Genomic DNA, 11,219 nt, shown 5'->3' with positions numbered 1-11,219 from the left:
GAAGGAATATATTGCTATAACTAAACCCATAGCAGAAGCAGTGTATAGAAAATATTCAAAACAAATTAGTAAATGAAACAAGTATCACTAAATCCTTTATTAGGTGAAAATACACAAATATTATGAAAAGAGCTTTTTATTTATTAAAGCAATAAGTAGTGAAATATGCTAAAATAAAGATATACAAATCTTTATAGATAAGTCATTATCAATATATTCACACTAATACTCCCCTTCACACAAAACCACTTAACAGGGAGTATTAATTTTTGTAAAATAGTCTCCCTAAAAAGTATGAACTGCTATTTCTAAAGCAAAGATTATAGAAATAGCTTCTTATATCTTCCCATGATAGCTTTTTAGGTTCTTTTATTAAAATCATATACATTACAAACTAAACCTATTGCTGGGGCTGTTTACAATAAATATTCTGAACTCTAAAAGAGTTTCCCTTTAACATTCTATTTTGATTGGTAGGCAAATCTTCTACTTAAATAGAACAGCAATTAATGTAGCTAGTATTGCTACATTAATTGTAATTAGTGTAGTAATCATCCAATTGATCTTGCTAAGTTTGCCATCTATTTCTATTTTTATAGCCTTTATTTCAGATAATCCATTATCTATTTTGCTATTAAGTTCAGATAATCCATTATCTATTTTACGTTCAAGTTCAGTCTTAACTATTTTCACTTCTGCACTCACATTATCTATTTTGCGTTCAAGTTCAAGTTTAGTGTTTTCAATTTTAAGTTCAATATGCTCAACATCTTTTTTAGTAATTTCTTCACTGATATATTTATTGACAATTTTAGAAGCAAAAGCCTTATTAAAGCCTTCATTAGAAGTAAACTCATTTAAGAGAATATCTTCTTTACTAGCCACTTGTTCTTGCATAAGTCACATCCTTATAGTAATTATATAATAAATGTTTAAAATCAAAACAAATCTATTTATTATAAAAAAATCTCCACCTAAATTTCACAGAAATTATAGGTAAAAAATTCTTTGTTATTTTTACTTAAAATTTATAAAAACAACATTCTTGTTCTAAAAAGCATAAAGCCCCTTTCGGGACTTTATAGCTTAGCTAATTATAATTTAAAAAAGTAATAAAGAAGTTTCAGATATTTACGCGTAGTAAATAATGAATACTAATTTGTACTTATTTTATACTACATATTATGCATATACATTAGAAAAAAACAAGTCAAATAAAAAAAACTTCTCTTAAGAGAAGCCTTTTCTTTTTCCGTGAAATAGGTTATAGCTCTAGGAACACATGAAACGAAAACTATAACCCAAGCTCATTATATACATTTTTTTTCTAAAAAGCAAATTTTTTATTCTTTTTTTTAAAAAAAATATGAACACTTTTGCTAAGGATAATCTTTTTTTTAAAATTTTTTATAAAAGTTTATAAAAATTTATAAAAAATAAACTACTAAAAATAAAGAATGAAAAATATCAAAAAATAAAATAAAATTTTATATACCTTCAGCTAAGAAATTAGCTCATTTTATAGTGAATTGCTATTTCTATATTCTTTGATTTATCAATATCAGTTCACTTTATTAGCAAATTGATCTCCACCCAAATTTCACAGAAATTACAGTTAAAAAACTTTTTTTATTTTTAGTTAAAACCTATTTACATTTTTAACAATTTATGTCTTAATAAATACTGTTAAGATATAAAGACTTAACAAACCGTGAAATTTATATATCAAGGAATTAGATTAGAGAACCATGATAGAAAATGTCAATCAAAAAAAATACCACTGCTTAACCACTGAGTGTAGCAGCACAAAACAAACAAATCTTGTTATTTTAGTATCAACGCTTGATTTTGTAAATAATAAGCATAAACAATATACACAAAAATATTTATATTATTGTTTTACTCTTAATCAAAAAAGATTTAGAAAAAAGATAGTTTCACAAGAAACTTTTAGAAAATACTTATATACACTTGAAAAATTAAAAATAACTGACAATTATTGTCATAGAAAAGGAAAACAAAAGGGAAGTGAGATTAGATACACCTTACTTCATGATAAAAAAGAATGTAATAGATTAATTAATAATCATTTTATGGAAGAAAAAGAGAAAAGCTTTTCCATAAAATTTAAAGCTTATTGGGAAAAAAAACAAAATAAAAGTGAAAATCAAAATAAAAAGATTTTAACAAAAAATACCTATGATAAATACCAGTGCAATAATAATAATAAAAATAATAACATAAAGAATATAGAAAAAAGAGAAAATCACTCTTTAATAAAAACTTCAAAAGAATCTTTTAAGAAAGACAAAAAAAATAAAAAGAACAAAACAAGACACGAAAAATATGCTAATAAATGTGAATTTAAATCTACTAATATTTTAAGCCTCATATCCAAACTAGATACCAACGAAAGTAACAAGATAAATCACTTAAAAAACTACAAACGAATTGAATTAGAATGCAAGAATACACTTACAAATGAGCTTGAAGCAATAGTGTTCCCTATTATAAAGAACAACTATAAAAATCCATACTATTTGTATAAATTTAATGAGTACGGCTTTTTTAATAGAATAGTAGAGTATTTTAATGGTGATAAGAGTAAATTTGAGGTTAAAGACGGGGTTATTTATAAGAAGAACATGTACATAACTAAAGATTTTAATAGGAAACGAAAAGATTCATTACAAAAAATGATAGAAAATGTAAAACAAGAACTTATAAAGAAACACTACAAACAAGAGGATTTAGACATAGAATTTACCAAGCTATTTGACAAGTATAAAACTAAACCTCATTTCATTTTAGAGCACAATAAGTACAAAGATTTGTCAAGATTTATAAATTATGTTAAAAATAAATACTATAAAGTAGAGACAAGTGAAGAAACAGAAGCAAATAATAGAAGTGCATTATTTAGCATAATATTAGATAGAGCAACTTTAAAATATCCTAGTATAGAGGTGCAGGAAATAGGATTTAAAGTAAGAAATTATATGAGGACTATAGAAAATATTGAATGGGCATTGATTAAAGACAACACATATCTTTATGATTTTATGGATAGACTAAAAAATGAGGAGTATATGAGTAGTAATAATGAGATAAACACGCTAAAAGTATCAAATAGCATCCCTTGATATCTTTTTATTATTTTAAGTAAAATTTAGAGGCAGACATATATTTATTAGTGATAAATCTTTAAAATAGGAGGATATAAAGATTGGAAGCTAAAGAAGTACCTAAAATAATATCAGTAGCAAGCATTAAGGGTGGTGTTGGTAAAAGCACAACTTGTTTAATTCTAGCTAAACTATTAGCACAAAAACATAAAGTCTTACTCATTGACATGGATACACAAGCTTCTATTACTAGTTATTACAATAAACAACTTAAAGAACATAATGTTAATGTTGCTAGCATTAACGTGTATAAAATATTAAAGGATGAAATACGTATTGATAATGCTATTGTTAGTGTAGAGGGAAACATTGATATAATTCCTAGCTATTACACATTGCAAGATTTTGTAGAAGATTGTTGGGATAGCAACACTATAACATTTCAGGAAGCAAAATTTTTTCTAAAAGATGCAATGCAAGGATTAACAAGAGTATATGATTATATTTTAATTGATAATCCACCTTCACTAGATATTTTTTTAGTAAATTCTCTTTTTATTAGTGATTATGTAATTGTGCCTGTTGTATGTGAATTATGGACAGTTGAGAGTCTAGAACTTATTTATGATAAAGTTTATGATAGATTGAAATTAGTAATTCCTATATATACAATAGCAACTAAATTTAGAAAAAGAAGTACTTATGAGCGTCTATATAATGAACTTGATAAGAGAAGTAATCTCTTAGGATTTGTGTCAGAACGTGAGAGTTTAAATAGAAGTATCTTTTCTAAGATTGACTTTGATATGACATGTGATTATGTAAGTGAATATCAAACAATTTGGAATAATTTTATATCTAAATCAAGAATCATGGCTTGATTAAAATGAAAGTATTCGATTTTTATGAATCATAAAATATTTAAAGATTTAGCTATGCGTAAGATTTAAGTTTAATGGCTTGGCTCGATATCTATTTACTATTTAAATTGAGATTTATTTGTTAGTAAATTTAACAAAAATAAAGGAGGAGTAAAATATGGCAAAATTAGTGCCCAGTCTTAATTCAAGACTAATAAATAAAGAATGGAAAGAAGAAAAGGAAGTACAAAGACAAAGATATTTAGAACTTATGGAGAAACTTGAAACATTAGTTGCTAAAGATGTAAGAACAAAGATTGAAATGACTAAAACAGTATTTGAAATATTTGAGGATAAATTATATATATTGGGAGGATTTGGTAATTTTACAGCATTTATTAAAAAATGTGGATTATCAACAACAAGTATTTATAGTTATATTAAAATTGGTAGAGCATTAAAAGAAGGGTATATAACAGAACAAGATATTATAAAAAGAGGGATTAATAGTGTTAGAGTTGCATTAGAACAGGGGAATATTGAAACCTTAAAAGAAGATAAAAAGACAGATAAAGTAATCCCTTTAAGAATATTAATACCATCTGACAATGCATATAAATATTTTAAATCAAATACTAAGTTTGCATCATATACTTTATCCAGAATCTATAATGAGCAAAGACAATTATTGGATAGTTTTCTTTTTGATTTTAACGAAGAAAAAAGAAGAAAAAGAAGAGTTAATTTAGAAGATGTTATTGAAGCAGAAGAAGAGCAAAAGTTAGTAGAAGATGTAAATCAAAAATCAGATTAAGTTACTACTATCATAGTAGTAACTCATATTAGAGATTTCCTTTTTATCTTTCTTATAGGAAATCTCTTTTTTATATATTTTAAAAAAAAGTAACAAAAAAAACAATAATAATAAAGTAAATAACAGAAGTAATAATTTTAGCAAAAAAAGTAAAATTGATTAAAATTTTAAAAAATATGTAATAATTTATTGACAAATAAAATGTATTTTTATACAATTTATTTAGATAATGTAAAATTTAATTAGGTGGAGTTTAGCTGATTAGCACCCAAAAAGGTATGAAGGAGACATAATATGAATGAATCAATAAATAATAACTACTCTAGTATGGAGAAAGAGGTAAGCAAGCCAGATGCAGTAAGAGAGCTTGAACTTCTTAGTGAACTTCGTAGGCTTAAAGCATGCTTAAAGCCAATAGCTAAGAATGGGAGATGCAATATTGGCAAGGACAGGGGATATGATTATTTTCATATGGATGATATTTTAGAAACAATTAATACTGTTATTGATGAACATGATATTAATGTTGCAATATGGCAAGAGATAAAATATGAAATTATTGGAAGCGTTAAGATTAATTATATTGAAACTGTATTTGTACACACAAAAAATGGATACAAGCACATAATCAAGACGGATCTTAATATGGGTGAGACTCTTGAAGTTTACAAGCTTGATATGCAGTTTAGAAGTGAGTATGCAAATTTAACTAAGACAGAGAGAAGACAGGCAAATAATACAATACAACAAGTTTTAGGGGCATCATTTACTTATTTTTGCAGATATGTTTTAGTCAAGTTTTTCGGCATTATAGGACTAGTAGAAGATAATGATTGCAATTTTGATGGCAAACACACAAGTAAGATTGTTTCAAGACAACAAGCAGTAGGGCAGACACAGGCCAAAAGCTTTGCTGTTAGTAATAATTTTAGTAACAATAATAGCAATAACAATGATGATAGCTATAGTAGTGGTTATCAAAAGAGAAATTTAGATACACCAGAAGAGAGAAAAAAGCTATATAGTGCCCTAGATAAGCTAGCAGAAAAAGATATAGCTAGTAAGATTAAGTTTTATGTGTCACGTAGGCTTATTAGTGTAAGTGCAGGGTGGTTTTATGGTAAGGGGTTTAAGGATAAAATGCAAGATAGAATAAATAGTTTTTCTAAATTAGAGCACAAATTCAAAGATAGGATAGAAGAGATGAAAAGGGCAAAAGAACAGGATAGGATTCTTGAAAAGAAAGCAATTGAGTTTACTAAGAATGTCAATAGATATGCAAATGATAATATAGAGCATAGAGATAGTAATTTGCATAAATACTCTAATATTGAAATTACTAATAGGATTGGTAGTAATTCTTGGAATGTGGCGGAGTAGATGTTTATGTTGGTTAAATTACTAAAAGGGATAGATGATACATATAAGCTTAAAAGAGTTACTGTAAAGCATAAAAGACAAGTTAAGAGAGAAAGTGAAGAGCAATACAGGAGAGTGTAGGTATGCTCTTTATAAGAGGTTTAAAGGGAGGAGATAAATAATGAAAAGATTGCCTAGGGTTAAAAAAGGTGAATTTAGCAAATACAGCAGAGATAGAAGCTTTGATGAGCAGAGAAGGAATCAGACTAGACTAGGTGCTAGTGAGATGGAAGTATCCTTTTAGGACATGATGATTATATAAAAGTTATTGCACAAAAGACGGGGCTTGTTAAATTTAAAACAACAGAACAGATGGAGAAGGATAAGATAATGGAAGGGTTATCCTTTACTCTTTATGAAAGACAATATGGAGATGAGATTAGTAAGATTTATCCTAATAAATATAAGAATGGTATTGATGGATATAATTATTTCAAACAATACAAGGGTAGTCAGGCACCTATTGGCTCTACAATAGATGGTTGGATTTTAAGAAGAGATGGGACTATAGAGCTTTTAGAGCTTAAATATAGTGAGAATAAAAAGTATCTAGCTTGCATAAAAGATTTTAATCAATATGTCAATCCACTTAGATATAAATACTTTCTTGCTATTTATGCACAAGCACAAGCACAGATTGAAAACACAGGGGTTAATACATGTAATTTGTACTTTACTATGAGTGATGGTAATAAACGATGTGTTGTAAAACGAAATCAGGCATTCATTGATTATATGTTTAATATAGCTTATGAATTTTTAAATGAATTCTCGCTTTACAAGGAAATAGTAAGTAATATTATTGCAAATAAGAATGAGGATGAATATATGGACTCTTTGAAAGAAGAATTAGAGAGTAGACAGACTAAGTTATACAAGAAACTGGTAAATTCTAGTTATTGTTATAAAAAAGCATTGCTTTCCTACTTTCCTAGAAAACAGGTTGTTATAAGTGAGGAGGAAGCTTATGTGTTAGAAGATTTACTTATTCAGATTGACACCCTAGAAAAGGATGCACAACAAATAATGGATACTGTTGTTCGTGAGAAAAAAGAGAAGGCTAAGATATTACAAAGCCTGATACATGACCAATTTCCATTTATTGATGACTCTGGTATGTACCAATCAGGAGATATTCTTTTCACATTTACTACAAACCGGTATACTAACATACTAGACAGGCTTAATATCATAGGGATTCATCCTTCAGTTAGAACAGGGAATAACAAGAGTAACGAATATGATTATCTTTTATCGCAAGAGAGGTTAGATTCAGTTAATGTCCACATTAATGAGACTAAGTTAGGTTTGTTTGGCTTATTAGAAGAAAAGGGATATCCTTGCTCAAGAGTTGTTAGAGGTTTTACTGAGTATAGAGAAACATTAGATGGTAAAGATAATGCAAAAGACATTGATTGCTATACTTATAAACAAGAAACTTATAAGTGTAATCATAATTCTTATGGTTGTAATAATATGAAATTTTTATCAAGTATTGATAATGATAATCATGATAATGCAGGAGAAGATGATATTAATAGGAGAAGAATAGAGCAGATTAAGACACAAATTAAAGCTCATATTAAAGAGAAAGTTAATGATAAAAATTTTAATTTTAGTAGCAATGATTTATATGAACTTGCAGAACAGTACAGAATAAATAAATCTTATTATGATTATCTTGAAGTTGAGGATTTATATTTGATACTAAAACACTTTCCTTTACTTCCTAATAGGAAAGATGATTGGGATGATGATATTAACAAATATGTTGCCCTTTATTTGCAGGTAAAAGATAAATATGCAGAAGGTATTAAGTGTTTTAGAGAAAGAGAACTTGAGAAGCAGAAAGAGCAGTTTAATGAGCATGGGATGGCTGGGAGATTTACTAAAGATAGGAGATATGTTACTTATTTTACGGAAGGCAAGAAAAGAATGCCCACAAATTGTGAGGATTAATTTTTTAAGTGTTGCTAAGTTGCTAATAACAACATAGTATAGATAGAAGAAATTAGTTTTTATAAAGATAAAACATGCCTAGAGCGTATTTTATCTTTATTTTTAGTCTGTAAAGCAAGACTTAATAATATTTAATTCTAGTAAAGTGAATTTGCTTTTCTTTATTACTACTTATAAGAAGCAGATAGGCATTAGCTAATGCGTCAAGGGCATCGTCACAAGTTTTACCATCACCTTTGTAAGCATAAATATCATTAATAACAGATTTATCAATATCTTTAGGGAATTCTAGTAATTTGCTGTTAAATATGGGGATTAAAGAACAGATACGATTAAATTTATTTGAAATAGGTTTAACAGGATCGATTCTAAAAAAAGAGTCGCATTGACTACGTAGATTTAGTAAAGTTTGTGTTAGTCTTCCCATACCCTTAACGCTATCTCTATCTTCTACAAAAAGAATTTTTACATTAAACCCTTCAATAATTGTCTTAATCCTATAAAGGATATCTTCATCGTAAACAGGGCGTTTATCTTGATAAATGTATGTATAAAGCTTATTTTTATATTTCTCTAGTATGCAAATAGCAGTATTATCGCCCCCAATAGTAAAAGCAGGGTCAATGTAACACACAGGAGCACTAAATTTATAATCAGAAGTAAATTCTATTTGGTGAAAAATGGACTCATGACTTGCAACCCATTTGCCTAGTAGCACTCTAGCTTTGTATGTAGGTAGATGTTCATATGTAATTTCTTGTTCACGAATGAAATCGCTTGCTATTTTATTATTATCATAGGTAGTAAAATTATATGTCTTATAAATGCTTGTTTTATCAATATAATCAGTCTTAAAGAAATGTGTAGGGAAGTCAGGATTTGTATCAAAGATAGCAATTCTTTTGCCTATCCTTAGTCTTTTTAAAGCTTCTTGAATAACTTCTTGACTAAGAGTTGTAGCTTCATTGACAAACATTAATGCACTGTTACATCCCCTAAGACGTTTAAAATCGCTAGTCTTATCACCACCATAAAGGTTAACTCTAAGTGAATCTATTAAAATAAAAGAAGTGTTTTGTTTTTTCTTTTCATAAGAAATGCCAAGTATATCACATATATTTTCTATCTCTCCTAAGATATTAACTTCTATTGAGTTTTGTGAATTGCCCATAATAAAATTATTTACATTTTTTGTGTAAGAATCTCTGTGTTTTAATAAATTTTTGATAAAAAGATAACATGCAAGAAATGTCTTACCACTAGCAATCCCACCATTTAATATAATTTTGCTTATATCACCTTTCTTAATTGACTCTAGTACTTCCTTTTGTTTGGGAAGTAGATTATTAGATTCAAATGAGTCAAAATCAATATTTAGCCTTGCACTACTAGCAGGAATATATTTAAATATTCTTTTGTATTTACTTGCCGTTTTATAGGGAAATAAATATAAGAGCTTTTCTAGTTTAGAATTCATAATGTAGTAATTATAACAATAGTTTATAAATTATCGTTATAAAGGTATGTTTTAACAATTTGCTTAAATTCCTTATCATTAAGTGTTGAGGTATAATATTGCTTTTCAATTTTAAGTCTTTTTAAAAGAATTTTTTCTTTAAAGGTTAGCTTATGTCTTTTAATCTCTTCTTTAAGCTGCAAGCTCTCTGTTATAAGTCTATTGCGTTCTTCTACACTATGATAAGCGTTGTGCAAGGCATGCTCTATACGGGCAAGGTCAGAACATAAAGCATTATATACCTGCTCTTTTATAACAATTTCGGTGTGCTTATTATTGAAAAATAGATTACTTATAAGTTTAGCAACCTCTACTTTTAGGGTATCAACACTAGCAAGTTTTTGTAAAGCAGTAATAGAAGTAATTTTGCTTAAGTATTCAATACCTTCATCCCCATTCCCACTACATAAAATATTATCAATATTACTTGAATTAAGTATTCTGCCACCAGTGGTAGTATACTTAGAATTAACATTATTTAAAATAGTTTTTTGTGTTTGTCTGTAAGAACTAAGGCATTTATTCATAGCTTTACTTGCACTAGAATAGCTGACACCCTCTATGCGTGCGATATCACTAACGTTAACCTCACCTTCAATAAAAGGTTTATAATATTTCACATATTTCCCCTTATAAATCTTGCTCTTCATAAATCCTAAGTTAAAATCTTAACATAATTTTAGTTAAAATATGAGATTAATTGATACTTAAGGCAATTGAAATGCATACTGGGCATTAATACTTAAATATGAGAATACTCTTTTTGATATATTACGAGATTTAATGCCTAGACTAGCCATATCTCTACTGTCATATAAGATTTTCTTTTTACATTTTGCTATATGATGCACAGTATCAAGGGAATTGATATAGACTTCGTAAATGCTAAATTCATTATTCCCTATAGGGGTTAATACACGTTCATAGCGACATCTTGGTCTAATAAAACCGAAATATTCTAGAATAAGACATGGAGATTTAGGAAGTGAACTTTTATCTAGAAAACCCTTCTTTAGGAAAAGAAAATAATATTTATTAATATCTTCTGCTGTAAAGTCAATTTCACCAGTAAAGTAATTGATGTAAAAGAGTAGTGATAAATAATAGCCACCCAATCTTCTTATATTAGTATCTAGAATAGTGTTATGTTGTTTTATCTTTGTTATTTCCTTCACCATATTCTTATTTAGGGATTTGATTTTATTTTTATTTTCTATTTTTTTTAACTAAATTTTCAAATTCTTTAGGCCTACGAATATATTCTTTTCTAGCCTCATATTTATTAGCAAGCCTAGATAAACTTTTTCTTACAAACAAGACTAGTAAAGACAGAGCAAAAAAAACAGATAAAAAACTTAAGAGTAAACTTATAAAACTTAATAAAGTTGCCATATATAATTCTAACTTACATAATTATACCATTTTTTGTTAATCAATAAGTTTAAATAGTCTATATTTTATATTTTAAGGGATAAGGCTACTATCTAGCAAAAGAAGGTTTTTCATTAATCATGAATTCATAATCC

At 27.4% G+C, this 11,219-nt stretch carries 11 protein-coding genes; 6 read left to right on the top strand and 5 right to left on the bottom strand.

Annotated elements, in window-relative coordinates; translation table 11 throughout:
- Positions 1-486: 486 nt before the first annotated feature.
- Positions 487-897, bottom strand: a complete 411-nt coding sequence (locus F0310_RS05090) for a hypothetical protein (RefSeq protein ID WP_182117891.1) — start codon at positions 895-897, stop codon at positions 487-489.
- 851 nt (positions 898-1,748) lie between these two features.
- On the opposite strand from F0310_RS05090, the gene F0310_RS05085 reads away from it, so the two are divergent.
- From F0310_RS05085 to F0310_RS05065, 6 genes are all read left to right on the top strand, one after another.
- Positions 1,749-3,143: a plasmid maintenance protein gene (locus tag F0310_RS05085; protein WP_182117890.1), complete on the top strand. Its 1,395-nt coding sequence runs from the start codon at positions 1,749-1,751 to the stop codon at positions 3,141-3,143.
- 83 nt (positions 3,144-3,226) lie between these two features.
- A complete protein-coding gene (locus tag F0310_RS05080) occupies positions 3,227-4,006 on the top strand; it encodes a ParA family protein (RefSeq protein WP_182117889.1) in 780 nt (259 codons plus the stop codon).
- 157 nt (positions 4,007-4,163) lie between these two features.
- Positions 4,164-4,799: a chromosome replication/partitioning protein gene (locus F0310_RS05075; protein WP_182117888.1), complete on the top strand. Its 636-nt coding sequence runs from the start codon at positions 4,164-4,166 to the stop codon at positions 4,797-4,799.
- A gap of 294 nt (positions 4,800-5,093) precedes the next feature.
- On the top strand, positions 5,094-6,179 hold the full coding sequence (locus tag F0310_RS05070) for an ERF family protein (protein ID WP_182117887.1): 1,086 nt from the start codon (positions 5,094-5,096) through the stop codon (positions 6,177-6,179).
- Positions 6,180-6,339: 160 nt separating this feature from the next.
- Positions 6,340-6,462 carry a hypothetical protein gene (locus F0310_RS05885; protein ID WP_255492104.1) on the top strand — a complete coding sequence of 41 codons (123 nt, stop codon included), beginning with the start codon at positions 6,340-6,342 and terminating at the stop codon, positions 6,460-6,462.
- Positions 6,463-6,548: 86 nt separating this feature from the next.
- On the top strand, positions 6,549-8,177 hold the full coding sequence (locus F0310_RS05065; RefSeq protein WP_182117886.1) for a hypothetical protein: 1,629 nt from the start codon (positions 6,549-6,551) through the stop codon (positions 8,175-8,177).
- 121 nt (positions 8,178-8,298) lie between these two features.
- Here the strand turns inward: F0310_RS05065 and F0310_RS05060 are convergent, their stop codons facing one another.
- From F0310_RS05060 to F0310_RS05045, 4 genes are read right to left on the bottom strand one after another with little or no spacing between them, the layout of a single operon-like run.
- The gene (locus F0310_RS05060) at positions 8,299-9,654 is read right to left on the bottom strand and encodes a PBSX family phage terminase large subunit (RefSeq protein WP_182117885.1); all 1,356 of its coding nucleotides are present in this window, start codon (positions 9,652-9,654) and stop codon (positions 8,299-8,301) included.
- Positions 9,655-9,677: 23 nt separating this feature from the next.
- The gene (locus tag F0310_RS05055; protein WP_182117884.1) at positions 9,678-10,343 is read right to left on the bottom strand and encodes a hypothetical protein; all 666 of its coding nucleotides are present in this window, start codon (positions 10,341-10,343) and stop codon (positions 9,678-9,680) included.
- Positions 10,344-10,400: 57 nt separating this feature from the next.
- The gene (locus F0310_RS05050; RefSeq protein ID WP_182117883.1) at positions 10,401-10,871 is read right to left on the bottom strand and encodes a DUF261 family protein; all 471 of its coding nucleotides are present in this window, start codon (positions 10,869-10,871) and stop codon (positions 10,401-10,403) included.
- Between the two features lie 28 nt (positions 10,872-10,899).
- On the bottom strand, positions 10,900-11,085 hold the full coding sequence (locus F0310_RS05045) for a hypothetical protein (protein ID WP_182117882.1): 186 nt from the start codon (positions 11,083-11,085) through the stop codon (positions 10,900-10,902).
- Between the last annotated feature and the right edge of the window lie 134 nt (positions 11,086-11,219).

The sequence above is a fragment of the Borrelia sp. A-FGy1 genome, assembly GCF_014084025.1.
GTDB lineage: Bacteria > Spirochaetota > Spirochaetia > Borreliales > Borreliaceae > Borrelia.
The sequence above is the reverse complement of the archived record's forward strand: the minus strand, read 5'-3'. Positions and strand labels throughout refer to the sequence as shown.

Bases quoted from the DNA above. Each gene is read 5' to 3' on its own strand.
- F0310_RS05090 (WP_182117891.1), bottom strand. From the start codon at position 897: ATGCAAGAACAAGTGGCTAGTAAAGAAGATATTCTCTTAAATGAGTTT.
- F0310_RS05085 (WP_182117890.1), top strand. From the start codon at position 1,749: ATGATAGAAAATGTCAATCAAAAAAAATACCACTGCTTAACCACTGAG.
- F0310_RS05075 (WP_182117888.1), top strand. From the start codon at position 4,164: ATGGCAAAATTAGTGCCCAGTCTTAATTCAAGACTAATAAATAAAGAA.
- F0310_RS05070 (WP_182117887.1), top strand. From the start codon at position 5,094: ATGAATGAATCAATAAATAATAACTACTCTAGTATGGAGAAAGAGGTA.
- F0310_RS05885 (WP_255492104.1), top strand. From the start codon at position 6,340: ATGAAAAGATTGCCTAGGGTTAAAAAAGGTGAATTTAGCAAATACAGC.
- F0310_RS05065 (WP_182117886.1), top strand. From the start codon at position 6,549: ATGGAAGGGTTATCCTTTACTCTTTATGAAAGACAATATGGAGATGAG.
- F0310_RS05060 (WP_182117885.1), bottom strand. From the start codon at position 9,654: ATGAATTCTAAACTAGAAAAGCTCTTATATTTATTTCCCTATAAAACG.
- F0310_RS05055 (WP_182117884.1), bottom strand. From the start codon at position 10,343: ATGAAGAGCAAGATTTATAAGGGGAAATATGTGAAATATTATAAACCT.
- F0310_RS05050 (WP_182117883.1), bottom strand. From the start codon at position 10,871: ATGGTGAAGGAAATAACAAAGATAAAACAACATAACACTATTCTAGAT.
- F0310_RS05045 (WP_182117882.1), bottom strand. From the start codon at position 11,085: ATGGCAACTTTATTAAGTTTTATAAGTTTACTCTTAAGTTTTTTATCT.